The organism is Candidatus Poriferisocius sp., assembly GCF_965208475.1.
Taxonomy (GTDB): domain Bacteria; phylum Actinomycetota; class Acidimicrobiia; order Acidimicrobiales; family Bin134; genus Poriferisocius.
Genome location: NZ_OZ242338.1, coordinates 2,543,845 through 2,569,894, shown reverse-complemented (window position 1 = coordinate 2,569,894; position 26,050 = coordinate 2,543,845). Strand labels below are relative to the sequence as shown.

Sequence of the window (26,050 nt, the reverse complement as noted above, 5' to 3'; positions counted from 1 at the left end):
AGCGGCGTGTCGGGTACCCGGGGTGCCGAGCCGATGGGGTTAGGGGGTGATGGTGGCTTTGGCTTTGGCGGTGTTGTTGGCGGCGCCGATGAGGTAGACGATGTGGAACTCGATGTCTGCGTTGATGCCTTGGGTGGGGACGTTGACGGTTGCGCCGGTTTCGCCTTTGTTAATGGTGATGGTGATGACGCTGCCGAGGCGGCGGTCGTGGGCGACGGCGTAGTAGACGGTGACGTCGCCCGTGGGGCGGCAACTCAGGCTGATCTCGAAGTGGAGGTCTTGGCCTTGTTGGGCCGCGGCGTCGGCGACGGTGACCCGCGGCTTGCCGGTGCATGCCGCTATGGCGGGTTCGGGGGGCGGGTCGTCGTCGTCGAGGATCTGTGCGGTCTGTGTTGCTTGCTGGCCGACCTTATAGCCGCTGCCTGCGGTGAGGGTGGCGGTGATGGAGCCGTCGGGCTCGTCGGTGTCGTCGTTTGTGGTGGTGATGGTGAGGGTGGCTTGGGTGGCGCCTGTTGGGATAGTGGCGGTGCGCTGCCCGGTGGTTGTGCCCCAGTGGCCGGTTGTGGTGATGTCCACGGTGATGTCGAGGTCGGCTGTTGCGGGTTTAGATGCGGTGATGGTGAAGGTAGCGTCGGTTCCCTCGGTGCCCCCCGAACTTGCGGTTATGTTGACCTCCGGGGGTGGTTCGTCGCTGTCGATGATGACGACGGTGGTGGACCCGTCGGCGCGCTCGGTTCCGTCGGGCCCCCAGGAGATGCCCAATATCATGCCGTCGGTGCTGCCGTTCAGGGTCGGCGCCCTGCCGGCGGTCCCGTAGGACACGGTGATCTCCTGGTCATCCCAGTCGCTGTCGGCCACAGCCGTTAACGCCAATTCGACGCGCTGATCCCCCGGCCCGAACACCACCTCGAACTCGTTCGCGAACGCCGCGTCGGGATCATGGAGATTGCGCATCGTCCAATGCGCGCCCTCGTTGCCGCCGGTCACGCTCAACGGCACCGTGACCGTCTCCCAGGAGCGCAGCGTCCGCGTCAAACCGATGTTCAGCCCCGCCTGGTTGTCATAGCCGGTGCCGTCCTCGTCGATCGAGGTCGAGAAGAAGATCATGTACACCGTCAACGGATCCACATCGTCATCAGCCACCCCCACCGTGGCTGAGCCCTGGGCGGCCGGCACCGTGTACCCCGCGTCCGCCCCCGGCGCGTCCAACGACACCGACACACTGCCGTCGGCCTCGTCGACACTGTCGTCTGTGGTGGGGATGGTGAGGGTCGCGCTGCCGCCCGCGGGGACGTTTACGGTGCGCGGCCCGGCGGTGGCGCCGTAGTCGCCCGCCGCGGTCACTGTCACCGCCACCGGCACCGACGCCGCCGGCGTCGCTGTGATGGTGAACACCGCTTCAGAGCCCTCGGTCACATCCCCTGCAGCAGCGATGCTGATCTCGGGGATCACCAACGGCGGGTCGTCGTCGTCGAGAACCTGCACCGTCTCCGACGCCAGCGGGCCGACGGTGTAGCCGCTGCCCGCGACCAGCGCCGCGGTGACGCTGCCGTCGGGCTCGTCGTCGCCGTCGTCTGCGGTGGCGATGGTGAGCGTTGTTTGGGTGGCGCCCGACGAGATCGTCGCCGTTCGCGAACCAGCGGTGACGCCGAAATCGCCCGACACCGCAATGGCCACGCCCACATCCACATCAGCCGCCGGCGCCGACCCCGCGGTGATGGTGAACACCACATTTGTGCCCTCGGTCCCCCCCGAGCCGGCTGTGATGTTCACCTGCGGCGCCGGGTCGTCATCGTCAGCCACATTCACCGTCGCCGTCTTGGCCGCGCCCAGCACATAGCCGGCACCGTCGATCAGCGTCGCGGTGACCGACCCGTCCGCCTCGTCGACGCTGTCATCGGCAGTCGCCACGGTGAACGTGACCGTGCCGCCTACAGGCACCGTGACCGTGCGGGTGCCGGTGACAGCACCGTAATCGCCGACCTGGGTCACCTTGACCTGCACCGGCAGCGACGCCGTCGGCGGCGGGTTCGCCGTCACGGTGTACGACGCGTCGCCGCCCTCGGTCACCCCGGTGCCGCCCGCGATCGTCACCACCGGTGTCGGCGGTGGCGTGTCCGCCGCCTCGATAATCGTGCCGTCAGCCTCGCCACCGCGGATCGCGGCGCCGGGCACCCACACCACGTTGAACTTCACGTCCCTGGCCGAGGCGGTGGGCACTCTCACGGTTGCCGAGGTGTCGCCGCTGTCGAACGTCACCGACGCGCTGGGGAACCATTTGTCACCGAACGCGACGTAGTAGTACGCCGTGATGCTGCGGCTGTGGCGGCAGCTCAGGCTGATCACGAACTCGAGGTCCTCGCCCCGCCTGGCGGTGGCATCGGCCACTGTCACCGTCGGCTTGCCCGCACAAGCCGCCACACCCGGATCGGCCTCATGCGTCTCCGCCGTCACCTCAGGCCTCGGCGGATCGTCATCATCGGCGACATCCACCGACGCCGACGACGTCGAGCCGACCGTGTAGCCGCTGCCGGCCAGCACCTGCGCCGAAACCGAACCGTCAGCCTCGTCGGCGCCGTCATCGACGGTGGCCACAGTGAACGACACCGAACCGTCGGCAGGCACAATCACCGACCTCGTGCTGGTCACCGCGCCGAAATCACCCGAGGCCGCGACCCTCACCTTCACCGTCAACGGCGCGGCAGGCGCAGGCGATGCCGACACCGTGAACACCGCGCCGCCGCCCTCGGTCACGCCGGCGCCGGCGGCGATCGTCACGACCGGTGGCGGCGGCGGCGGGGGGTCGTCGTCGTCGGCGACGCTGACCGTCGCGGTCTTGGCGGCGCCCAAGTCATAGTCGGCGCCGTCGACCAGCGTCGCAGTGACAGAGCCGTCGGGCTCGTCGGCACTGTCGTCGGCAGTGGTCACCGTGAACGTTGCCGAGCCGCCGGTAGGCACGGTGACCGTTCGGGTGCCGGTGACCGCTCCGTAGTCGCCGCTCGCCGTCACGGTCACGGTGACGGGCAACGGGTCTGCCGGCGCAGGATCAGCCGACACCGTGAATGACACATCGCCGCCCTCGGTCGCCGCGGCGCCGCCTGTGATCGACACCACCGGCGAAGGCGGCGGGTCGTCGTCGTCGGCGACGCTCACCGACGCAGTCGAAGGCGACCCGGCCCAGTAGCCGCTGCCGTCGAGCACCTCCACCGAGACCTGTCCGTCAGCCTCGTCGAGGCTGTCATCCGTGGTCTTCACCGTGAACGATGCCGACCCGCTCGTCGGCATCGACACCGTCCGCAAACCTGTGACGGTGCCGAAATCGCCTGTCTGCGCCACGCGTACCTTCACCGATAGCGCCGTCGTCAAGCCAGGCGACGCCGTCAGCGTGAATCGTGCCGTGCCGCCCTCGGACACCTCAGCCCCAGCCGACACAGACACCGTCGGCAGGTCGGCATCGTTGTCGGCCACGCTTACCGTCGCCGACGACGACGAGCCCACCGTGTGCCAACCGTACAGAGTGCTCTGGTGAGGGTGCTCCAGCACCTGCACCGATATCGACCCGTTGGCCTCGTCGTCCCCGTCATCGGCCGTGCTCACCGCGAACTGATAGGAATTTTCCCCCGCCGGCACTTTGAAACCCTCTCTACCGGTATCGCCCACGACAAACAGGAGGCCAAGAACAGGGCCCGGCTTCGGCTCCACCACGTACTTGCTTGGCGTCTTGCTGACGAACTCGCCCGATTGCGTGACGATGATCGGAAGCGGGACCGGCTCCCCTTTCCCTCCCTGTATCGACAGCGTGAACATTGCTCGCTCGCCCTCGGTCACCCCGGGGCCGGCCGAGATCGACACCTCCGGTATCGACGCGTCGTTGTCGGCGACGGCGACCGACGCCGACAACGACTGGCCCACCGTGTAGCCCTCGCCCGGCAACACCTTCACCGTCACCGATCCGTCGGGCCTGTCCCATTTGTCGTCGACTGTTGGCACATTGAACGGCACCAGATCTGTCGCCGGTATCGGCAACCACACCGATCGCCTCCCGACCGGCGCTCCGAGGCCATCCGTTTGCGAGACGAGCACCTGAACCTCGAGCCTGCGCGTCTGCGCCGGCGACGCCGACAGCATGAACTGCGCACTTTGGCCCTCGGTCACCCCGGGTCCGGCCGAGATCGACACCTCCGGTATCGGCGTGTCATCGTCGGCGATGGTGACAGTGGACGCGACGCCGAGCGCTTGGTAGCCGGCGGGCACGGTGCCCAGCCCGACCATGAAGGTCTCGCTGCGTTCGGAATGCTGATCGTCGGTTATGGGGATCACCGCAGTGCCACTGGTGGACCCGGCCGGGATCGTCACCGAAGACACAGGGCTGTAGTCCGAGGACGGCGAAGCAGTCTGCGGCGTCACAACGACAGGCACCACCAAGTCCTGGGTGAGAACGCCGTTGTGGACGTTGACGGTCACTTGCAGATCGTCGCCCTCCGACACTGTCGGCTCGATCGAGCCGACACTCCCTACGCTCAGCGTCAGCGCTGGTGCAAGCGCAGCCGAACTGGATGTGTGGCCATGAACCGTGAGCCGCCACGACCGCATGGTGGGAAGCTCCGACGGCGGAATCGAGTCCAGGTCGATCGACGTGCCGTACTCCAAGCGCAGCGTCCAAGTTCCGGAAGGATCTTCGCCGAGGTGCCGGGCTGATCCGAACGTGAAGCTGCCGTCAATGCCGCATGATCTCGAGCACTGCGGCGCATGGGTCAAGATCGCCGACTCGCGTCCAGCAGGTGACACCAGAGTGATGTCGAAATCTCGGATCTTGTTCGCCAGCATGTCGAGATCGAGGTTCACGTGTTCGACGAAATCGATCGAGCTCTGCACATTCAGCGAGTACTCGGTCACCCTGGTGTCGAGAGTCGCGTCGATGTCCGGCGACGACACCGCAGTGCTCTTGGCCTCTGGCAGCAGCGGCCACGAGAACGCTGCGTCCACCGCGGCCTCCGCGTCGGGTACCCCGAAGCCGTACTTGTGGCTGAAGCTGTAATTCTCTGTGCTGTTGGAATACTTTGCCGCGCCCGCCAGCCACGAACTGTCGCTCGGGTCGTTCTTGAACGCAGTGTCGGCCAGCAGCAGTTTTACGTCGCGCCATGTCAGATACGGATTCACGCTGCGCACCAGCGCAGCGACTCCAGCGACCTGAGGCGCCGCGCCGCTCGTGCCGCCGAAGCGCAGCGTGTAATCGTCTTTGCCCATCGGTGCGATGAGGCCGGCATTGGAACTGCCATTTGACGGGGCGCACAGCCACAGAGTGGGACCCTCGTTGGAATAATAGGAGCTGGTGCCGCTGGCCCCAACGGCGCACACCACGATGAGTCCCCGGTGATTCTGGCGCTCCTCAAGCGATGCGAGGCCAGAATACGGATGTTCAGCATCGTTCTTGTCGTTGCCAGCCGCCTTGGTGAACACCGTGCCCAAGCCGCCGTACCCGCTGCTCAACGCGCTTTCGACCGCATGTACCCATCCGGCTTCCGCCCGACGGAGTCCGGGGCCTGTATACGGGCCGTAACTGTGGTTGGACACTCCAATGACATCACTATGGCGAGTCCAAGCTTCCAGCGTGGTCGCGGAAGTCTGAAGATCGAGGTAATCGAAATTGGTGAGAGTGGCGCGCGGCGCGACACCTCGACCCCCCAACAGGTTGTCGCGAGCTCCGATAATCCCCGCCACCGAGGTTCCGTGGAATATCGGGCCGCTGCAAAGCCGGACGAACCCGATCCTGAAGCAGCGCGGCTCTGAGTTGAACCCTCTCAAGTTCCAGTCGAGCGACGCGTCGACGTTGTCCCTCAGGTCCTCATTGTTGACGTGCCAACCATGATCCACGATGGCCACCGTGACGCCTTGGCCTTTTGTCTTGTCCCATGCGTCCCCGATATTGATGTCGACCTGCGGGTCGTAAGACCTCCCCGGAGTGCGATACGACGTATCCGCATCGAGATGCCACGCGCAGTGCGACAGCGCATCAGACATCCATGACGGCAGATGCGCCGTGCAGTAGCCCAGCTCTGCCTGGGTCGCATGTATGGCTGCCACGTCGCCATCCGCGCCCCCACCGGAGTCGGCAGCGGGCAGCGTCGTGCCGCCGCCGTTGACCTCGACGCCGTCGGGCGAATGCCAATTGGGCGAAGCCGAGACCACAGCCGGATCGCCCGCAAGACCGGCAGCCAACCTCAGCGAATCCACCGCGGAGGCTGTGATAAAGAACCCATTGCTTATGCCGTTGAGCGGTGACAAGTCGGCAGCCGCGATGCCGTGCCGGGCAAGAGCGGCGCTGATCGCTGCCTCGGAACGGAATATCACCACGACACCCTCATCGAGGTACATCGGCTGGCCGGTGTCAGTCATGAATTGGCGGGGCAGGGTGTCATTGGTGAGCGCCAGCGACGAGCCCGCACCCGCAGACGTCCCGCCAGCACCGTCAAAGACTGGGCGAATCTGCACCACGCGGTCCCCGTCGCCCCAGTGGTACACGCCGTCGTCATCGAACAAATCCGACACGCTGAACCCGTTATCGGGTGCCGGCCCAAGCGGTTGTCCACCTAGGTCGGGCCCGCCGATGAGGTCAGAGTCCTCTACGTCACCCCCCCCCCCCCCCCCCGACGCCGTTATCGTCAATTTTCGAACTGTCAATGCCCGGCGCCTCAGCGCCTGAAGCGGTGGTGATCGCCAGCGGGGTGGCCGTCAATGCGACCGCGGTCACGATTGCCATCAGCGACTGTCGGCGCAACCGGTGCATTCTCATCGCAGCGCTCGTCCGGTGTCTTGCTTTCGCCATCGCCAGTCCTCCGCCATGGACATCTTTCGCCTTCAATTTTTTTCCCATGCCAATCACCGGTATGCCATAATAATGGCAACTACAAGACCCCATGACATGCGAATTGGCGACAATATAGACCATGTCCTGCGCTTGCCAACATCATCGCCCGCCGTCCATGACGGCGGTCCCGGCCTGGTCGGCGACTACTTAGCCCAGGAGCTGGGGGACGGTTGACCAGCCGGTTTGGGCTGGGGGTGCGATGATGTGGTCGGCCAAGTCGAGTAGTGCTGGGTAGCTGTTGGCGATGGCGATGCTGATGGATGCAGCTTGCAGCAGTTCGACGTCGTTCACGCCGTCTCCGACGGCGGCAAAGTCGAACGGGTGGCCTGCCCATCGGCAGAAGGCCTCGACTCCTGACACTTTGGAGATTCCGGGGGGCGAGACCGTCAGCCTGCTTCCCCCGTAGAGGGGATCGGGTTCGTCGACGCGGGCCACACCCAGCGCTTGGGAATGGACTGACTTTGCCGCGGTGTGGGCCAGGTTCGAGGGGAGGCCGGTCAACACGAGCTCCAGCACATCGGCCTCGACATCGTTGGGGTTGAGACCTTGGTTGATGTCTTCTTCGAGGAACTCCAAGTGATTGCGCCCAGAGGTTGGGTTTTCCGGGATCACCACGTCGCCGCCGGGCTCCCCGTGGTCGTCGATGTACAGGCAGGGTCGGATTTCCAGGCAGTCCAGGGTCTCCAGCAGATACAACAGGGCGGCGGGGTCGAAGGCGATGCGGTGGAACCGGTGCATGGTGGCGAAGTCCATCCCGATAGAGCCGTCGAGGGCGACCACGGGCAACTGGAGGTCGTTCAGCTCAAACAAGCGGGCGACATTTCGCAAGCGGCGTCCGGTGGCGGCCAACACAACGTGCCCTGCGGCCTCCAGTTCCCCCAGAGCCTGCAAGTGGGCCGCGGGCGCCACACAGTCCAACCCCCAAAACGTTCTATCCAGATCGGTCACAACCAGCATGGGCATCGCTGCTGCTTGCTTCGCTGTTGGGGCTAGTCGCCGGGGGTGAAGCGGCGAAGTAGGCCGGAGCGGACCCGCCACCGGGAGAGCTGGCGAACCAGGGCGGGTTGGGGAGAGGGCTGGGTGCCTGGTCCGGGGTCGGCGGTGATTATGTCGGCACGGCCCCGGTAGGGCTGTGAGTCTTCGTCTCCACCCGACCACACCACCATCTGAGGGAAGGCGATGGTGATGCCCGCGGCGGCAAAGCTCTGATGCACCGACAAGATCACATCGTGGCGGGCGGCCAACTCTGAGGGCACATCGCTGCCGTGCCAGTAGTACAGTGTGAAGTCGATGCTGGACGACCCGAAGCGGGTCAGCAGCGCCCGCGCGGGGGGCTCGGTGCTCACCCGCTCCACCTGCCCGAGCGCATCTGTGAGGCACTGCGCGGCTGCTTGCAGGTTGGTGTCGTAGGCCACGCCCACCTCTAGTTCGCTGCGCCGCAATGGCTCGTTGGTGAGGTTGACGATGGGCCCGGCGGCCACCTCGCTGTTGGGAACGCGCACCGCGGTTCCGTCGAGACCGCGCAGCACGGTGGTGCGGGAGTCGATGTCGGTGGCGACGCCCAGGTGGTCGCCCAGCAGCACCGTGTCGCCCACCCTGAAGGGCCGGCGGGCCTGAAGGATCAGCCCGGAGAAGAAGTTCTCCACCAGCTTCTGCAATGCCAGGGCCAGCACCAGGCCGCCCAGCCCGATGGCGCCGATCAGCGGCCCGACCTGCACTCCCAGGCTGGTGAGCGCGTAGAACAGCCCGATCAGGAAGATGAGATAGGCCGCCAGCCTGGCGGTCACGATTGCTGCGAAGCCCGGGCCCACCACATGGGTCAGCACCCTGCGCACCAAGCGGGCGACCACCACCGCCACAACAATCGTGGCCGCCACGATGATCCCGGCCTGCACCCAGTCGGACACGGTCAGGGCCTCGTCGATGATGGCGTCATCAGACGACTGCGCCAGCAGGTCGGCTGCGGCCAGAATTGTCATGGGAGTGACGTTTGCAGGTAGGTGGTCACGGTGTCGTCATGCTAGCGACGCCCTACCGATTGAGCAGCAGGCTGGCGGCTTGGGGGCAGGGCATGCCGACTTCGACCCCGGCGGCTGCGGCGAGGGCGTTGGCCGCGGAGATGATGCCGTCGTGGTAGTGCGACAGGCCGCTGCCCATGCGGGCCCGGCGGGCATCAACGGTGGCGCCGGCCAGGCCGTCGGCTTCCACGATGGAGAGCCCGGCCATGCCCGAGTCGTCCATGCCCCGCCCGCCGTCGGAGCAGATGAACCCGAACGGGCGGCTGCGGCGAAGGTAGGGCACCGCGGAGCGTCCGGTGTGGCCGGCGGTGACCAGCACGTTGCGGTCGGTGTCGTCTGTGGTGCCGAAGGCAATGGAGTCGGCCGCCACCACGCAGCGCCCGTCGGGGGCGGTCTCCATCACCGTGCGATTGGTTATCTCAGACGCCGCCGCGGCCACGGGATCATTGTCGAGGAGCGCGGCGGCCGCGTCCCGCACGGCCATTCCCGCACTCACCCCGCAGTCGAGGCCCAGTTGGTTGACGAAGCTGATCACCCCGTGGTGGTAGAGGTGTACCCCGTCGCCCAAATGGGCGGTCATCACGTCGGCCACCGCGGCGGGGATGCCCAGGGCCTCCAGGTACCACAACCCGGCGATGGCCGATCCCTCCGGCCCCACCCCGCAGTCCATTCCGATGGCCGCCCGGGGCCGGTGCTCGGCGATGAACCGGGCGGGCAGCACGCCGCAGTACGACGAGTTGACGCACACGTCCCGACCCCGGTTGGCCTCGCCCACGTCGTAGGCCGAGTCCATGCACACCACCCGGCCCCGATTCGAGGCGTGTACCTCGGTCTGCTTGCCGGTGTCCGAGCTCATCGGGCGGTTCTCGGGGGGAACTGCGGGCGGCGCTTTTCCATGAATGCGGTGGCCCCCTCGATCATGTCGGGCGACCCGATGGCCTGGGCCAGCATCCCCAGCCCTGAGGCCATGTTGTCCCTGAGCTGGTTCCAGTACACGTTGGAGCTGATTTTGGCCGCCTCCAAGTAGCGGGGGCTCATCTTCAACAGATCCTCGCACCAGCGCCCCACCTCGTCTTCCAGATCCTCGTCGGGCACCACTGCGTTGATCCACCCCATTTCGCAAGCCTGCTCGGCGGTGTACTTGCGGCACAGAAAGGCCACCTCTTTGGCCCGCTTCTCCCCGATGGTCATGGCCAAAAGGTTGGTGCCCCCCAGCACCGGGGCGCTGCCCACCTTCACCCCGGTCTGGCCCAGCTCGGCTGAAGCGGCGGCGATGGCGAAGTCGCAGGCCACCACCAGCTCGTTGCCGCCGCCGAACGCCGGGCCGTTCACCGCGGCGATCACCGGCATGGGGGCGTTGCGGATGGCGTCGAACAGCTCCAGCGATCCATAGAACATCGACCGCAGCTCATAGAAGTTCGCCTCGGCCAGGTTGGCCAGATATCCGCCGGCGCAAAACGCCCGGCCTTGGCCGGTGATAACCACCACCCCGGTATCGACGTGCTCTCTGAAGGCGGCGATGATCTCATCGATGGTGTTGCGGTCATAGGAGTTCAACCGCTCGGGCCGATTCAGTCGCAGCCACACGATGCGGTCGTCTCGCTCCACGATGATGTCGCTCACGGTGGTCCCCCTGTTGTAAAACGCGTACTGTCCAGCATCGTATGGCGTTCGAGCTCGGTCCCGACACACGGGCCATTCAACAAGAGGCCCAGGCGGTAGCCCGCCAGGTGGCGTCGTTCGCCGCGGAGGCCGATGAGTGCAGCCACATCCACCAGCCCACCCTCGACGTGCTGCGGGCCAGCGACCTGAGCTCGCTGATGGTGCCGGCGGCCTACGGGGGTCGCCACCAGCGGGTGGATCCGGTGGCGGTTTGTGTGGTTCGCGAGGCCCTTATGCGGACCTCCTCGCACTTGGACTCGCTGTTCGCGCTCCAGGGCATCGGCAGCTACGCCATTGCGGTGGCCGGCACCGATGAGCAGCGGGAGGAATGGCTGCCCCGCGTGGCCAGCGCCGAGGTGCTGGCCGCCCTGGCCCTTACCGAGCCGGTGGCCGGATCGGACCTGCGGGGGATCGACACCACATTGACCGACCACGGCGGCGAGGTGGAGTTGAACGGGGCCAAGTCGTTCATCTCCAACGCCGGGTCGGCCGGCTTCTACACCACCATGGCCCGGGAGGACGACCGGTTCTCGCTGGTGCTGGTGCCCGCCGACGCCCCTGGGGTGTCCATCGAGCCCTCGCCGGAGATCATCGCCCCCCATGTGCTGGGCGAAGTGGCATTCGACCGCGTGCGCCTGCCCGCTTCAGCCCGCCTGGGCGAGCCCGGCGCGGGGTTCCGCCATGTGCTTGCCACGTTGTCGGTGTTTCGCATCTCGGTGGCTGGGGCCGCGGTCGGGCTCATGGACGGGGCTCTGTCGTGCGCCGCCAACCACGCTGCTGCTCGCGAGCAGTTCGGCCGCCCGCTGGTGCGGCTGGGGCCGGTGGCGGGGCTGCTGGCCGACTCCTGGGCCGAGCTGGAGTCCACCCGGCTGCTGGCCTACGCCACCGCGGAGGCCGCTCGGGAGGACCCGTCGGCCCACCTCGACCGGTCGTCGCTGGCCAAGCTGGCCGCAACCGAGGCGGCCACCCGGGTGGTGGACCGCTGTGTTCAGGTCATGGGCCGGTGGGGGCTCATCCGGGGCTCAACCATCGAGCGCTACTACCGCCAGGCCCGACCCATGCGGATATATGAGGGGGCATCTGAGGTGCTGCGGCTGGGCATCGCCACCCGGCTGTGCGCCGAGGTGGCCGAGCGGCAGGGAGACCAATAGTGGACTTGGGGCTCAACGGCCATGTGACGGTGGTAACCGGGGCCAGCCGGGGGTTGGGAGAGGCAGCGGTGCGGGCCATGGTGGCTGAGGGGGCCAAGGTGGTAGCCGCAGCCCGCTCAGCCAACGCTTTAGCCTCCCTGGCCGAAGAGCTGGGCGACGCGGTGGTCGCGGTGCCCTGCGACATGCGGGACCGGGCCGCGGTGGCCAACCTGGTGGACGAGGCGGTAGGCAGATTCGGCCGGCTCGACTCGGTGGTCAACAACGCGGGCATCGCCCCCGCATCGAAGTTCATCGACCAGCCCGACGAGGTGTTCGACGAGGTGCTGGCCGTGAACCTGGCCGCCCCCGCCGCTCTGGCCCGCCGCGCGGCGCGCCATTGGATCGACGCTGGCCAGTCCGGCTCGGTGATCAACGTGGCCTCCACCTCGGCACTCAAGGGCAAGGCGCTGCTGGCCGCATACTCGGCATCGAAGGGCGGACTGCTGAGGCTCACCGAGGCATTGGCCGCAGAGTGGGCCCGCTACGGCATCCGGGTGAACGTGATCGCCCCCGGTGCGTTCGAGACCGAGGCCCAGGCCGCGGTGCTTGCTGACCCCGACACCCTGGCCGCCCGGCTTCGCAAGATTCCCGCTCGCCGCATGGGCCGACCTGAAGAGCTCGGGCCACTGGTGTGCTATCTGGCATCGGCGTCGTCCGGGTTCGTTACCGGCGCGTGTTTTGTGATCGACGGCGGTGAGGTGTCCAAACTGTGAAGATGAGTCCGACAAAGAGGGGTAAACAATGACCATGCAAGCCACATCCAGCAACGCGGTTCACAGCGAGCTGGGCAGTCCTCCTTTGGCCAACGGTGAGCTGGCTGCCATCTCAACCAAGTTCGCCGAGGGGTACGCCCGCATTCGCGACGTGACCGACCGCGACGGCGCTTGCCCGGCGTGGGCCAAGGCGCTGTACATGGCCTGCGCTGCCTCCGTGCGGGGACAGCGCGAACTGACCCTCCGTGAGATGACTCGATCCCGCGAGCTGGGGCTGAGCTTGGGCGACGCCCGAGGCGCATCGCTGGCCGTGCTCATCTCCCGGGGTGAGGCCACCTACAACGACTTCGCCCGAGCCATCGACCGGGCGTTCGACATCCCCGCCGATCGATCCTCTGAGCCGATTCCCGACTTCTCCCTGGATCGCCAGGCCGCGCTTGACTACTTCGAGAGCTACTTCGGCTTCGTGCCCGACTACATCGAGGTGATGGCCGACAACGCCCCTCGAGCCTTGGAGGGCTACGTGTTGATGCGGCAGTGGTCGCTGGCCGAGAACACGCTCGACGCCAAGCACGTGGAGTTGTTGCTGTGTACCATCAACGCCGCTGAGTTCTCCAGCCGGTTTGTGAACATCCACGCCAACGGCGCCCGCAACGCCGGGGCCTCCGAGGCCGAGATCACCGAGGCGGTGGTGTGCGCCATCCCCATCTCCGGGGTGGCCTCCTGGCTGCCCGGCGCCGACGGGATCATGGAAGGCCGCTGAGGTCGTGATGCGCCGCCTCACGGCGGACCGGCGTGAGGGGCGCGGGCCGACATGACCGGGCTAATAGACGTCCACGCCCACATCGTGCTGGAGGGCACGATGGGCGCCGCCGGCCCGTGCGGCCCCGAGATCGGCGCCCACGACGACGGAACTCCCTGGTTCCGAGTGGGCGGCTACCAGCTCGACGGGGTGGCTTACCGGGGATCGCTGTTCATCGAGCTGGACATGCGTCTCGAGGCCATGGACGCCCAGGGCATCTCGGTGCAGGCCCTGTCGCCCAACCCGCTCACCTACCTCCACTTCATCGAACCCCAGTTGGCCATCGACTTCTGCCGCCGCCACAACGACGACTTGGCCGCCGCGGTGGCCGCCCATCCCGACCGCTTCGTCGGGCTGGCCGCCCTGCCCATGCAAGATGTGGACGCCGCCTGCACTGAGCTCGAGCGGGCAGTGCAAGAGTTGGGCCTGTTGGCCGGCTACACCGGAACCGATTTCGGCACCCCGCTGGACGATCCGGCCCTCGACCAGCTCTGGTCGCTGTGTGCTGAGCTCAACGTGCCCCACTTCTTGCACCCCACCCAGTCGGGCATCGACGGCCCGCTGCTCGATCCCCGGCTGCGCCGCTGGGACCTCGATCTGGTGCTGGAGTACTCCTATGAGGAGACGGTGGCGGTGGCCACCCTGGTGTTCGGCGGGGTCACCGAGCGCCATCCCGATCTCGACCTGTGCCTGTCCCACGGCGGCGGCACCACGCCCATCGTCTTGTCGAAGCTCCGCAAGCTGGCCGAGCGCCGCCCCGCCGCCCCCGAGTGGATCAAAGAACCGGGCGCTTTCGACCGCGCCCTCAGCCGCCTGTGGTTCGACTGCCACATCACCGGCGCCGCCGAACTCACCCTGGCCCTAGAGCAATACGGCGCAGACCGGCTGGTCTACGGCACCAACTTCGGCGGCTGGGACCGCGGCACCGGCCCCGACGTCGCCCACCTCGCCGATACCCTCAACACCAACGCCACCCGCCTGCTCCGGCTTTGACGGCTAGCGATCGCCCAGGATCTCAATCTCTGCATCGTCGATCTCGGGCCACTTGGTGTCATAGGTAACGACGGTCCAGCTCCGCTCGATGCCCAGGGCGACCACAACGGCGTCCACCATAGGGAAGTTCCGATTGCCGTATTCCGCTCGCAGCTCCCTGGCTCGGTCCGCTACGCCATTGTCGAGCACTTCGATATTGATCCCAAGCTGATCAAGCACCGCGGTCGCTTCTTCGAGCTTCCCTAACCGGCTCGGATAGATCAGTGCCTCGGCGCGAGTGATGTTCAAGATGGCGACACCGTCGGCCTCTATGCAGCGCCGAACAGCAGGTTGGTGAAACTGGTGTCGGGAGTCGAGGACGGCAATGGCGATGTTCGCGTCGACAACGATCGTCATCGCTCTCCGGCTTCTAACCGCTGATCGGCCAGGTAATCCGTAGGCCAGTCGATGTCCAGCGCTTCAGATCGGGCCGAGACGGCGTCGATGCGGGCTTCGAGGGCCGTCTCTTGCTGGCGGGCGGCCCAGCGGGCTTGGGCGGCGGCTTCTACCTCGGGGTTGCCGTCTAGGAAGGCCTGCTCCAGCAGGCGGTGGGCGATGCGCCAGCCGTCGGGGGTGCGGACCATCTGGTCGATGTACTTGCCGCCCACGATGAAGGTGTCGCCGCCGGGGGTGTCGGCGATGTACTTGGTGGCGATGAAGTAGCAGCCGGCGATGGCCTTGTCACCGTCCACCTGGGCCCAATGGCACCCGTTGATGTGCTGGCTGGCGTCGGCCGGCTCCAGCGACGAGGCGCACTTGGCCGCGATGGCCTCGAGCCCCTCGAACCGCTCTCCCCGGTAGTCGGCCACCGCGTCGGGCAGGAAGATCTCCTTGAGTGCCTCCCACCGGTGGTTGTCCAGGCTCCAGGCGTAGCGGATCTGGATGTGGCGAATGGCGTCGCGGTCCAACAGGTCTTGGAGTCGGGCCACGTCGAGGGCCGGGGTTTCGTCTGATCTGGTGCTCATAGACCGGTCAGGTTACGGTGCCGGGCGCACAACATTTCATTGGAGGTGGAAATGAGCGGACGACTTGCAGGACGGGTGGCGGCCATAACCGGAGCATCCAGCGGCATCGGCCGGGCCGCGGCCGAGTTGTTCGCCGCAGAGGGGGCCAGGGTGGCCCTGGGCGACATCCAAGACGACGCCGGTCAGGCGCTGGCCGAGGCCCTGGGCGACGACGCGGTGTTTGTCCGCTGCGACGTGACATCCGAAGCCGATGTGGCCGGGTTGGTGGATGCCGCGGTGGCTGAGTTCGGACAGCTCGACGTGATGTACAACAACGCCGGCATCGTCGGCGCCGTGGGGCCCATCGACACCACCCCGGCCGACGAGTGGCACGCCAGCATCGACATCTTGCTCCACGGGGTGTTCTACGGCGTCAAGCACGCCGCCCGGGCGATGAAGCCCCAAACCAGCGGCTCGATCATCTCAATGTCGAGCACCGCCGGGGTGATGGGAGGCCTCGGACCCCACGCCTACGCCGCGGCCAAGCACGCCGTGGTCGGGCTGACCAAGAACGCGGCAGCCGAGCTGTGCCGCTTCGGCATCCGGGTGAACTGCATCGCCCCCGCCTCGGTGCTCACCCCGATGGTGGCCTACGCCCACACCGGCGACCACACCAACATGGACGGCGCCCGGGCCGAGCTCACCGCCAACTCCCCGCTGATCGGCCGCCCCGGCCTCGCCACCGACGTGGCCAGCGCCGCGCTGTGGCTGGCCTCCGATGAGTCGGGCTACACCAGCGGCCACACCCTGGCCGTCGACGCCGGGTTCACCACCGGCGCCCGCCCCGACGCCCCCGGCTTCGCCGACTACGCCCCCATGATCCGCGAAGCGGGCCGCACCGGGCTCTGAGAGGTTTGGTTGAAGGGGCAGGGGCTATCTTCGAGTCGTGCCTGAAGAAGCCCCATTGCTGGCCAACGAGGAGGACCACCCCCAAGAGGTGGTGTATGCCGACGGCGACCGCCGGATCGTGACCATGGACTCAGCCCGATACGTGGACACCCGCAATCGGGACACCGACGTTGTTGTGCCGTCTTCGTATCTCGGCGTGCTGCCCGCCCGGCTTATGGCCCCACATCGGCCGAAGGGTGTGATCGGCCATGACGGCTGCATCGGCAAGGACGGCGCGGGCATCTCCGGGCTGTGGTTCTTGGAGGCGCTGGGCATCCCCGCGGCGACGGCCGACGGGATGAGCGCAGAGTTGGGCAACGGCCTCGATCTCTATGAGACCGGGATCATCTCCCGGCTCAACATCTACGCCGAGCGGTGCGGGATTGTCGAGGGAATGTCGGTGTCGGAGGCGGCCGAGCTGCTGTTGAACAACGATCCCGGCGAGGTTGACGAGGGCACCAAGATCCGCCGGGAGGTCAAGGCCACTTCCGACAGCGGGCGACAGCTCGTGGTCACCGACTCCATCGTGTTCGCCCTGCCCGAGGACTCCCGCAACGTGCTGGTCACCGCCGGCCACACCGGGCGCAGCGGGGCGGATTTCCTGCTGGAGGTGAGTCCCCACGGCTTCATCTGCTCCGACGGGGGCCGCAGCAAGAACGACGCGGGGATCGCCGGCCTGGCCATCACCGAGGCCCACGGTCTGGCCGGAGCGTGCTGCGATGCGTGGAGTGCCCCGGTGGGTGATGCCTTCAAGGCGTACGATGAGGGGATCATCAGCGCGTGCAACCAGCCGGCCCGCGACCGAGGCGTCGAGGTGGGCATGACCGTCAAGGACGCCGCCGCGGCTCTGCTGGAGGATTGAGAAGGACTGAGCCAGATGTCTGAGCCGACATCCATCGTCATCACCGGCGGCACTGTGATCGACGGCACCGGCGCCCCGCCCCAGCCCGGCACCGCGGTGCTGCTGGAGGGCGATCGAATTGCCGCCGTCGGCCCCGAAGCAGGAGTAGGTCAACCGGAAGCCACCGTCATCGATGCCGCCGGTTGCACCGTGATGCCCGGCCTTATCGACGCCCACGTCCACTGCACCTTCGACGACGTGCTGTCCAACGACGAGCTGTTTTTCCACCGCGACCACACCCTGGCCGCGCTGATCGCCGCCCAGAACCTCCAGAAGCTGCTCATGGCCGGGGTGACCGGGTTCTGCGACCCCGACACGCTGTTCTCCATGGGCCCGTCGCTGCGCGACGCAGTCGACGCCGGCGTGGTGGAGGGCCCCCGCATGGCCACAGGAGTGCAGGCGCTGGTCACCTCGGTGGGCGGTACCGCCGGGCGGCTGATCCCCGATACCGGAGTGGTGGGCTACGCGCAGGTGGTGACCACCGTCGATGAGATGGTTCAGATGACCCGCCGGCACATCAAGCACGGCGCCGACTGGATAAAAATCCACGCCACCGGGTCGATCCCCCGCCACCAGGGCGAGCTGTTGGCCTGGAAGCCCGAGGAGCTGAAAGCGGTGTGCGACACCGCCCACGAACTGGAGACCCCGGTTATGGCCCACGCCCGCTCGGCGGGCAGCACCCAAGCCTGCGCCGAGGCCGGTGTGGACCTCATCTTGCACGCCTCGTTCATGGACGACGCCGCCTTGGAGGCGGTGATCGACGCCGGGGCCGCCCTCATGCCCACCTTCACCTTCTTGGCCAACCTGGCCGACTACGGCCACCTGGTGGGGGCTGGTGCCGGCATGCAGGACGTGTTCCGGGGCGAGATCGAGGCCACCGCCAAGGTTATTGCCAAGGCCCACGACGCCGGCGTGCCGCTGCTGTGCGGCTCAGAGTCGGGGTTTGCCCTCACCCCGTATGGCCACTGGCACGCCCGGGAGATGGAGGTGCTGGTGGAGTCGGTGGGGCTGTCGCCGCTTCAGGCCATCGCCTGCGCCACCGCCAACGGGGCCATTGCAATGCGCATGGAGGGCGAGGTGGGCACGCTGTCACCGGGCATGGTCGCCGACGTGCTGGTGGTAAGCGGCGACCCGGCCGCCGACGTCACCGTGCTGGCCGAACGCTCCAACCTGCGCCATGTGATCAGCCGCGGCCAACCAGTGGACCTCGAACGCCCCTGGCCCACCCGGGACCCCATCCCCGGCGAGAAAGTGTCCAACTGGGCTGCTCAAACCCTCACCCGAGACCTTCTCGCCTGAGGTTGCGGCGCGGGAATAGCGGCTGCATCTCCGATGGTGCTAATACCTTCTCTATTGCCGGATAGTTTTCAGAATAGCAGCGATAGTTCTACTTGACTGCTGCTTGTTGTTCAGCAATAGAATTATCGTGTACCAACATCGACAGGTTCCCGGAGGCCCTCCTGACTCTTCTGAACGGCTCGCACCCCCGCTTGTCGCTGCCTATCACCGGGCGGTCGATCTCATTACCGTTCGCCAGCGCCAAGAGCTGGTCTATCTTGGAAGCGGCCAACAGGCGGCTCTCGCAGACTTTCCCGAGCGGGCGGTTCGCGAGGCATTGGCCAATGCGGTGGCCCATCAGCGGCTGTCCCTTCCCGATCCGGTGCATATCGAGCATTCGGATGTTCTGCTGGCGGTGACCTCTCCGGGCGCACTTGTCGGAGGCGTGACTGTGGAGAACATCTTGACCACGCCTTCTCGCCCGAGAAATCGGGTTCTGGTGAAAGCATTTCGCGATTTGGGCCTTATCGAGGAGCTCGGTACCGGGGTGCCGTTGATGTATCGGGAGATGCTGCGAGCAGGCAAAAGCCCCCCTTCCATCACCGCGGGCAAAGACCACGTCCGGGTCTCCCTATCTGCTGCGCCGGTCGACTTGGGCTTTGCCCGGTTCGCTCTGGCCTTGCCGGCCCCTGAGGGCGGTGATACGGATGCGCTGTTGATCCTGTTTCATCAGGCGGTCAGAAACCTCTTGGGCGTGAGCGCTTCTCGCGCCTCTGCGGTTCTCAGGGATCTGGTAGATCGGGAAATCCTGGTGAAGACCAGCGAGTCCCGCCGTGGCCCAGGAGTTGAGTACGGCCCCGGCCCGGGATTTCCCGACAGGAACCGTTGAGGCGCTGCGATTCTTTTGCCGAACGACAAAGTAGGTGCCCGACCAGCTCCGTCGCCGCTCAGCCCGCTCGACTATGACTTTTGCAGTGTGTCTTACGATGGCGAAATGGGTGCAGAAGACGACGATTTCAAACTGATGCGCCGCACGGTCATCTGCGTGTGCGCGCTGGTTGCGCTGAGCACGCCGTTCGACTGGTTGCGATTCACGCAAAGCGAGTTAACCCTGATTGTTCATGGGGGGTGTGGTGTTGGGGGGTGCGCGTCCGCGGAAAAGCCCCTCTGGTGTGGGACGATGTGTGTTGATGTTCACGTATCGGTTCCACAGAGAGGGGCATCTCCGAGATGCAGGCTAGCAGCACTTGCGATGTGAGGGTGGCGGGCGGCGGCGGTCAGGTGGCGGCGCATTCGGGTTTGTTCGCTTTGGGCCGTTTCGCCGATGGTTTGGGGCTGGGGGAGGCGTTGTCGGCGGCGGTGCCGCCGGGCGGCGAGCGGGCGCCTGTTCATGATCGGGGCAAGGTGCTGGCGCATTTGTTGTTGGTGTTGGCCGGGGGCGGGGAGGCGTGTGCCGATATCGAGCATTTGCGGGCGCAGCCGGTGCTGTTCGGCGAGGTGGCGTCTGACTCGACCCTGTACCGCACGCTGCGCGGTTTGGGCCCCGATGTGGTGGAGGGCCTGTGGGAGGCTGTGGCCGGTGTGCGGGCCGGGGTGTGGGAGCGCCGCGGCGGCGCGTCGGGTTCTGCTCCGGTGGTTTTGGACATCGACTCGACATTGGTGGAGGTCCACTCCGAGAACAAGCAGGGCGCGGCGGCGCATTTCAAGGGCGGGTTCGGGTTCCACCCGATGCTGTGCGCCACAGACGAGGGGGAGCCGTTGTCGATAAAGCTGCGGGCCGGCAACGCCGCGGCCAACCACATCTTTGACCACATAGAGGTCCTCGACGCCGCCATCGCGCAGCTGCCCGCCGCCGTAGCGATGGGCCACCGCGAAGGCGACGACGCGCCGCCGGGCCGGGAGGTGCAGCTGCGGGTCGACGCCGCGGGCTGCTCTGCGCAAATCGCCGAGGCATGCCGGGCCCGCAACGTCGGGTTCTTCATGACCGCGCGCTCAAACCAGCAGGTCACAGCGGCCATAGACCGCAGCCGCTTTCGCGCCGAGAAGTGGCAGCCGGCGCTCGGCGCCGACGGCGAGCCCTCCAAGCGCGCCCAAATCGCCGACCTCACCGAAAGCGCCGGCCTCGCCGGCTGGCCCGAGCGCACCCGCTTCATCGCCCGCCGAGAGCCGCTTCACCCCGGCGCGCAGCGCACCCTGTTCGACTCCGGCAACTGGCGCTACCGCGGGTTCTACACCGACGCAACAGGCGACCCCGCCGAATTGGACGCCCACATGAGAGCCCATGCCCGCATCGAGAACACCATCGCCGACCTCAAAGACTCCGGACTCAAACGCATGCCCTTCACCGACTACGAAGCCAACGCCGCCTGGGCCGCCCTCGTCGCGCTCAGCCTCGCGCTGGTCAAATGGTTCCAACAACTCCGCCTCACCGGGGCCTTAGCCCACGCCGCCCCCAAACGCCTCAGATGGCAGCTATGGCACGCACCCGCCCGCCTCGTGCGCTCCTCCCGCAAATGGACCCTGCGCCTGCTCGACTGGTGGCCCGCCACCCCACAACTCCTCCACGCCTGCCAGCCCCACGCCCCATAAACCCGCCCCGCCCGGCCCACTCACCAACCCGTCCCAAAACCCCGACCCGACACGCCCCACCACGCCCCAAAACCCCCGACCACACCCCAAAACACCCGCCCCGAACACCCGACCACCCCCAACACCGAACCCCAACACCCGAACCACACGAAAACACCCAAACCCCACCCGCCCAAAGCAAATCAGGAATTCTCATGAACAATCAGGGTTAACCGTTTCGGAAAGACTCAACGAGACAATCGTCCCTGGCCCACCCGGGACCCCATCCCCGGCGAGAAAGTGGCCAACTGGGCTGCTCAAACCCTCACCCGAGACCTGCTTGACTAGCGCTTTCGACCAAGGTCAAGGGCGTAGGCGCAGGTGTTGGTCGCAGACTCAGACGTTTTCGAAGGGATTGATAACCCGGATGCCGTTGTAGTCCTGCTCGGGGCTCATGTCCTCGGAGTAGATCGCTTCGCAACCCGCGGCTCTTGCGGCGGCCAGGATCGCGCTGTCCCAATAGGACAGGCGGAAACGCTCGCCAATGGCTACGGCTTCACGGAAGATGTTTTCAGTTGCTGGTTCGACGGGAAAGCTGTCGATGGCCTCAAGGAAGTTCAGCGCCTGTTTGGCGGTGATTGCATCCGGGCGGCTTGGTCGGGTCGCCTGGACGTAGAACTCCTGGACAACCTGCACAGACAAGGCCAAGTCTCCTTCCTCCAACAGTTCGAGGGATCTGCTGCGTTTAGCTGAGTCTTCCGAAGAAGCGCCTATGGCGTACAGCAGGACATTGGTGTCAACGAAGCGCACTGCGGTCATACAGATACTCGCGAGGTGTGTTGAGGGCAGTCCGGAGACCTCCGCCGTCGGTGGTGATGTCGGCGACGGCCTCACCTAGCAGCCGGCGTCGGCGCTCGGTTTCTGTCTGCTGGGTCGCGTTGGCGGTGGATGCGGGCTGGCCGCCCCTGGCCAGGCTTCTGAGGTAGTTGCGGACGAGGGCCGATACCGATGTGTCCATCTCCGCCGCTTGGATTCGCGCCAACCGGTGTGTGTCGTCGTCGACTGAGACAGTGATGTTTCTCACAGCTTCTCCTCTGGGTTGTCTCCAAGGTTTTGTCACAGTATCACAGTACTTGTGAATCACAATACCCAGTGCCAACCCAAACCGGAAAACGGCCTCTGCGCCACCGACGATGTTCTCGGCGTGGATATCTGGCAAACCCGTGTAGTGCCGTTGACCTCGAACCTCCAAAGAGCCGGTCTGGGCGGTAACGTGCTGCTGTTTACACTCTTAACGGCAATCGGCTTGTTTGTGCGGAGAAGACATCTTCGCAGTAATGCAATGTATGTTGCTCCAGAGCTGAGGCACGAGGTGAATAGCACGGGGTAGCGGCCGAAGTGGGGGCGGGTGGTGGCGGCGTCCATCTTGGGGGGGTCGTTGGGGGTCGGGGTGGCAGCCGTGGTCGAACAGGGTCTGCGCTGCTGCCGCCACCAGTCCGAACAGGTGGGTGCCGCCGTCCATGACCATGACCCCCGCCGTCTGTTAGGCAATCGCAGCCCGCAGATTGAAGGTGCTATCTTGAATATGCTGGGGGTTAGCGTATGGGCATGGTGATCGAGCGAGAGATAATGCCCCGGCTGCTGGAGTTGTTCGGGCAGTATCCGATCGTCACGGTTACCGGCCCGCGCCAATCCGGCAAGACGACGCTGTGCCGCAGCGCCTTCGCGCATTTGGCATACGCCAACCTAGAGGATCCCGACGCCCGCGAGTTCGCCGAGTCGGACCCGCGGCGCTTTTTGGCGCAGTTCCCAGTCGGTGCTGTGCTCGATGAGATTCAGCGTGTGCCGAGCCTCTTGTCCTATCTACAGGTCCTGGTCGACGAGGACCGCCGCAACGGGCAATTCGTGCTCACCGGCAGTGAGCAGTTCGGTCTGACATCCACGATCAGCCAGTCGCTCGCCGGCCGCACGGCCCTGCTGCGCCTGCTGCCGTTCACGCTCGCCGAGCGTCGCCTCGCCGGCGGGTCCGATGCTGTATTTCGTCGACGTCGGCCTGGCCAGCTATCTGGTCGGAATCCGCAGCAGTGAGCAGCTTCTTGCCCACCCGCTGCGCGGCCCGCTGTTCGAAAATGCCGCCATGTCCGAGGTGGTCAAGCACTCGCACAATCGCGCCCGGTACGCCGAGCCGTCGTTCTTCCGCACATCCGACGGCCTTGAGTGCGACCTCCTATATCCAACTTCCAGCGGCCTCGCGGCCGTGGAAATCAAGCCGGGCGCCACAATCTCCGCCGCTTGGTTCGCCGGACTGCGCCGCATAAGGCGCACGATCCCAGACATATCCTCGGCGGCCATCGTCTACGGCGGCGACCTGTCCCAAGAGCGCACCGACGCCACCGCAGTTACTCTCGCCGAGCTCACAGTCCTCCTCAACAGCCTCGATCCCTAGTCGCGCTTGTAGAAGAAAGGAACCGGCGGTTCGCGACCTCTGCATAGGTGGGCTGGCGAACCCTGAGAGCCTCGGCTAGGCCGATGCGAACACCACCGGGTAGCGGCCGAAGTAGGGGCGGGTGGTGGAGGGATCCATCTCGGGCAGATCGTCGGGGTCGGGACGGCAGCCGTGGTCGAACAAGGTCTGCACCGCTACCGGCACCAGGCCGAACAAATGGGCGTCCACATCGTCGCCGTCCACAAACGAGACCCCGGAGGCCAAGTCTTGGCCGATGCAAGCGTGCATCCCCTGTCCGAAGCTCAGACCCCACGGGGCAATGCCCTCGGGCAGGGTGCGGTCGGGATTGAAATCAGCCGCGTCGCCGCCGAACACCGACTGATCCCGGTTCACCGACAGCAGATCCAGCGTGACCCGGTCGCCCTTGGCGATGTGTATGCCGCTGGTCAAGTCGATGTCATCTAGCGCCCAGCGCATCCCGGTGGGGCTGGAGGGCTGGAGCCGGATGGTCTCGTGGGTGCAGAGCTGCACAAAGAGCCGGTCGTCGCGCACCCGGTGTTCGTCTTCGGGGTGGTCGTCCAGCCAGCCGAAGATGTTGTGCACCACCCGATTGAAGGCCGTGGCCGAAGTGTGGGCTCCCGCCAGCATGTAGAAGGCGATCTCCCGCCGGATGGTCTCGTGGCTCAGATCCAGGCGGTCTTGGTTGTGCATCAGCACCATCAACACATCTTTGGGGAGCTCGTCAGCTTCGATCTGCCCGGCCTCAAGCTGATCCAGCAGTGCTTGGCGCCGATCCATGCCGGGGGAGAGGAACTCGGCGTCGAATGCACCGAGGGCAGCCTCGATCTCGACCACCTTGGCCTCCTTGTCGCCGGTGTAGTGGGCCAAGGTGGCCCCCTCGATGAACTTCGTTAGGTAGTCGTAAAGCCGGAAGGTCTCCTCCGGGGTGCTTTGAGGCCTATCCACCCCGGCAGTGAATGCGGCCAGATTCATCATCAACTGGTGGCCGAGCTTGACCAACTCGGCCTTGCCCTCGGCCAAATGGGGAGCGAGCGTTTGCTCGATGATGGGCGGGAACAGATCCTGTTCGTACAGGGTGAAGGTGTCGCGGCGGAAAAGGCGGTTCTCCAGGCGGCGTCGGTCCCGGTGCTCATCTCCGTGGAGGTTCACCACCACGTCGCTCATGATCACCTCGCCGGCGTCGTACAGGGCCTGGCGAAGGTTCTTATTCCGATAGCACTCTCGGGCGTCGGCAAACGTGGTCACGGTGATTTCTGCCATCTCCGGTATCTTGCCATAGCCATATGCCTGTTAGGGTTTCGAACTTGTGTACGTCCGACCAGTGCACATCCAACCAAGTGGAGGGGAAACCATGTCTAAGCTCTTGAAGGTTCTGGCGCTGCTGTTCGCGGTCGCCCTCGTAGCGGCCGCGTGCGGCAACGACGATGACGAAGGCGGTGCCGCCAGCGGCTGCGGCTACGCCACAGAGGGTGACGCCCGAGGCGTGGACAAGGAAAGCGGCGTTGTCACCATTGGTTCGTCCCAGCCGTTCACCGGCCGGGCTGCGGTCGCTGGTGAGGGCCTGATTGCCGGCATCATCATCGCCGTCGAAGAGGTCAACGCCAACGGCGGAATCGACGGCTGCACCTTCAAGCTGGTTTGGGAAGACGACCGCTTCGAGATCGAGCAGATGGTTACCAACGTCCGCAAGATGATCGAGCAGGACAACGTGTGGGGCTTCGTCGGCACAGCGGGCTCGCAGGCCATCCCGTCCACCTACCCCGATATCGAGGCCGCCGGCACCCCGCTGTGGGGCCCGGTATCGCCCGCCGACCAGGACATCCAAGAGGTGTATCTCACCAACCCGACTCGCACCGAGCAGGGTCGCATCTGCATCGACCACTTCGCTGAGCAGGGTGCCACCAAGGTGGCCGCCATAGGCCAGGACAACGAGCTGGGTGAAGAGGCATTCAACGCCATCGACATGCAGGCGCCGGTCCACGGCATGGAGATCGTGGCCAAGGAAGAAGTCGAGGTGCTGTCCGATGCGGTGGCCCCTGCGGTTCTATCCGTGATCGACTCCGGTGCTGATGCGGTTCTCACCGCGCTCGACGGCACCCAGAACGGCTTGGTGCTCGACCAGTTCCACGAGGCTGGATTTGATCCTTTGGTTTGCTCCGATCAGGGATCTGCTGGAGCCGGTGGACAGACCACTGTTGGCTTGGCCAATCCCGAAGCGTCCGACGGCTACCTGGGCGCTCTTCAGGGTGCTCTGCCTGATTCCGACATGGAATTCGTGCAGCACTGGGCTGGTCTGTGGGAGGTCTACGAGGGCCCCGGTTCCGAGAGCCTGGCCCCCAACTTCAGCTTGCAGACCTACTCCATCACTCGGGCGTTCTTCGAACTGTGGGACCGGCTCGAAGGCGACTACTCCTACGAGAACTTCCACGCCACAGCTGAAGCCATGGTGGACGATCCCATTTTGATTCCGGCGATGCCGGTGTTGGCCTGTGGGCCGCTGCCTGGTGGCCACGGCTGCGCCTCTGGTGCCGGCATTTCCGAGTACGACGCTGACACCGAAACGTGGACTCAGGTTCGGGAGTTCCTCCCGCCAGCAAGCTAATTCACTAGCTGGTCCGGGACCGGTGATCGCCGGTCCCGGACCTACCATTTCTAGGAG

At 66.0% G+C, this 26,050-nt stretch carries 23 protein-coding genes; 12 read left to right on the top strand and 11 right to left on the bottom strand.

Going from position 1 to position 26,050, the window contains the following annotated elements; translation table 11 throughout:
- Positions 1-39: 39 nt before the first annotated feature.
- The 6 genes from ACOGXA_RS11995 to ACOGXA_RS11970 form a co-directional block, all read right to left on the bottom strand.
- Positions 40-6,549, bottom strand: coding sequence for a S8 family serine peptidase (locus ACOGXA_RS11995; RefSeq protein WP_419924106.1), 6,510 nt, complete (start codon positions 6,547-6,549; stop codon positions 40-42).
- 79 nt (positions 6,550-6,628) lie between these two features.
- On the bottom strand, positions 6,629-6,949 hold the full coding sequence (locus ACOGXA_RS11990) for a hypothetical protein (protein WP_419924105.1): 321 nt from the start codon (positions 6,947-6,949) through the stop codon (positions 6,629-6,631).
- 66 nt (positions 6,950-7,015) lie between these two features.
- Entirely contained in the window at positions 7,016-7,831 is an 816-nt protein-coding gene (locus ACOGXA_RS11985) for an HAD family hydrolase (protein ID WP_419924104.1), read from the bottom strand.
- Between the two features lie 26 nt (positions 7,832-7,857).
- Positions 7,858-8,847, bottom strand: a complete 990-nt coding sequence (locus tag ACOGXA_RS11980; RefSeq protein ID WP_419924103.1) for a mechanosensitive ion channel family protein — start codon at positions 8,845-8,847, stop codon at positions 7,858-7,860.
- Positions 8,848-8,899: 52 nt separating this feature from the next.
- A complete protein-coding gene (locus ACOGXA_RS11975; RefSeq protein WP_419924102.1) occupies positions 8,900-9,742 on the bottom strand; it encodes a hypothetical protein in 843 nt (280 codons plus the stop codon).
- Positions 9,739-10,500 carry an enoyl-CoA hydratase/isomerase family protein gene (locus ACOGXA_RS11970; RefSeq protein ID WP_419926976.1) on the bottom strand — a complete coding sequence of 254 codons (762 nt, stop codon included), beginning with the start codon at positions 10,498-10,500 and terminating at the stop codon, positions 9,739-9,741. Before ACOGXA_RS11970 ends, ACOGXA_RS11975 begins: the two co-directional genes overlap by 4 nt.
- 50 nt (positions 10,501-10,550) lie before the next feature.
- Here ACOGXA_RS11970 and ACOGXA_RS11965 point away from each other — a divergent pair, with 50 nt between their 5' ends.
- Genes ACOGXA_RS11965 through ACOGXA_RS11950 form a run of 4 tightly spaced genes read left to right on the top strand, consistent with a single transcriptional unit; the run spans position 10,551 to position 14,246 of the window.
- On the top strand, positions 10,551-11,699 hold the full coding sequence (locus tag ACOGXA_RS11965) for an acyl-CoA dehydrogenase family protein (protein WP_419924101.1): 1,149 nt from the start codon (positions 10,551-10,553) through the stop codon (positions 11,697-11,699).
- Positions 11,699-12,451, top strand: coding sequence for an SDR family NAD(P)-dependent oxidoreductase (locus ACOGXA_RS11960; RefSeq protein ID WP_419924100.1), 753 nt, complete (start codon positions 11,699-11,701; stop codon positions 12,449-12,451). The genes ACOGXA_RS11965 and ACOGXA_RS11960 overlap by 1 nt, the downstream gene beginning before the upstream one ends.
- A gap of 28 nt (positions 12,452-12,479) precedes the next feature.
- Positions 12,480-13,214, top strand: a complete 735-nt coding sequence (locus ACOGXA_RS11955; protein WP_419924099.1) for a carboxymuconolactone decarboxylase family protein — start codon at positions 12,480-12,482, stop codon at positions 13,212-13,214.
- A gap of 51 nt (positions 13,215-13,265) precedes the next feature.
- On the top strand, positions 13,266-14,246 hold the full coding sequence (locus tag ACOGXA_RS11950; RefSeq protein WP_419924098.1) for an amidohydrolase family protein: 981 nt from the start codon (positions 13,266-13,268) through the stop codon (positions 14,244-14,246).
- A 3-nt stretch (positions 14,247-14,249) separates the two neighbouring features.
- Here the strand turns inward: ACOGXA_RS11950 and ACOGXA_RS11945 are convergent, their stop codons facing one another.
- Complete coding sequence (locus tag ACOGXA_RS11945) at positions 14,250-14,642, bottom strand: PIN domain-containing protein (protein ID WP_419924097.1); 393 nt, start codon at positions 14,640-14,642, stop codon at positions 14,250-14,252.
- A complete protein-coding gene (locus tag ACOGXA_RS11940; protein ID WP_419924096.1) occupies positions 14,639-15,250 on the bottom strand; it encodes a nuclear transport factor 2 family protein in 612 nt (203 codons plus the stop codon). Before ACOGXA_RS11940 ends, ACOGXA_RS11945 begins: the two co-directional genes overlap by 4 nt.
- A 51-nt stretch (positions 15,251-15,301) precedes the next feature.
- On the opposite strand from ACOGXA_RS11940, the gene ACOGXA_RS11935 reads away from it, so the two are divergent.
- From ACOGXA_RS11935 to ACOGXA_RS11915, 5 genes are all read left to right on the top strand, one after another.
- Positions 15,302-16,138, top strand: coding sequence for an SDR family oxidoreductase (locus tag ACOGXA_RS11935; RefSeq protein ID WP_419924095.1), 837 nt, complete (start codon positions 15,302-15,304; stop codon positions 16,136-16,138).
- Between the two features lie 37 nt (positions 16,139-16,175).
- Positions 16,176-17,039 (top strand): hypothetical protein, encoded by an 864-nt coding sequence (locus ACOGXA_RS11930; protein ID WP_419924094.1) that lies wholly within the window; start codon positions 16,176-16,178, stop codon positions 17,037-17,039.
- Between the two features lie 15 nt (positions 17,040-17,054).
- Positions 17,055-18,377, top strand: a complete 1,323-nt coding sequence (locus tag ACOGXA_RS11925) for an amidohydrolase family protein (protein WP_419924093.1) — start codon at positions 17,055-17,057, stop codon at positions 18,375-18,377.
- Between the two features lie 127 nt (positions 18,378-18,504).
- A complete protein-coding gene (locus ACOGXA_RS11920) occupies positions 18,505-19,245 on the top strand; it encodes an ATP-binding protein (protein WP_419924092.1) in 741 nt (246 codons plus the stop codon).
- 341 nt (positions 19,246-19,586) lie between these two features.
- Entirely contained in the window at positions 19,587-20,945 is a 1,359-nt protein-coding gene (locus ACOGXA_RS11915) for an IS1380 family transposase (protein ID WP_419924091.1), read from the top strand.
- 375 nt (positions 20,946-21,320) lie between these two features.
- Here ACOGXA_RS11915 and ACOGXA_RS11910 read toward each other — a convergent pair whose 3' ends face one another.
- Positions 21,321-21,743 (bottom strand): PIN domain-containing protein, encoded by a 423-nt coding sequence (locus ACOGXA_RS11910; RefSeq protein ID WP_419924090.1) that lies wholly within the window; start codon positions 21,741-21,743, stop codon positions 21,321-21,323.
- On the bottom strand, positions 21,721-22,008 hold the full coding sequence (locus ACOGXA_RS11905; RefSeq protein WP_419924089.1) for a hypothetical protein: 288 nt from the start codon (positions 22,006-22,008) through the stop codon (positions 21,721-21,723). Before ACOGXA_RS11905 ends, ACOGXA_RS11910 begins: the two co-directional genes overlap by 23 nt.
- Positions 22,009-22,532: 524 nt before the next feature.
- Between ACOGXA_RS11905 and ACOGXA_RS11900 the strand changes: the two genes are divergently transcribed.
- Both ACOGXA_RS11900 and ACOGXA_RS11895 read left to right on the top strand, forming a co-directional pair.
- Entirely contained in the window at positions 22,533-23,012 is a 480-nt protein-coding gene (locus ACOGXA_RS11900) for an ATP-binding protein (RefSeq protein WP_419924088.1), read from the top strand.
- Positions 22,954-23,370 (top strand): DUF4143 domain-containing protein, encoded by a 417-nt coding sequence (locus tag ACOGXA_RS11895; protein WP_419924087.1) that lies wholly within the window; start codon positions 22,954-22,956, stop codon positions 23,368-23,370. Before ACOGXA_RS11900 ends, ACOGXA_RS11895 begins: the two co-directional genes overlap by 59 nt.
- 75 nt (positions 23,371-23,445) lie before the next feature.
- On the opposite strand, the gene ACOGXA_RS11890 is transcribed toward ACOGXA_RS11895, so the two are convergent.
- Entirely contained in the window at positions 23,446-24,651 is a 1,206-nt protein-coding gene (locus ACOGXA_RS11890) for a cytochrome P450 (protein ID WP_419924086.1), read from the bottom strand.
- Positions 24,652-24,742: 91 nt separating this feature from the next.
- Between ACOGXA_RS11890 and ACOGXA_RS11885 the strand changes: the two genes are divergently transcribed.
- On the top strand, positions 24,743-25,993 hold the full coding sequence (locus tag ACOGXA_RS11885) for an ABC transporter substrate-binding protein (protein ID WP_419924085.1): 1,251 nt from the start codon (positions 24,743-24,745) through the stop codon (positions 25,991-25,993).
- The last annotated feature ends 57 nt before the right edge of the window (positions 25,994-26,050 follow it).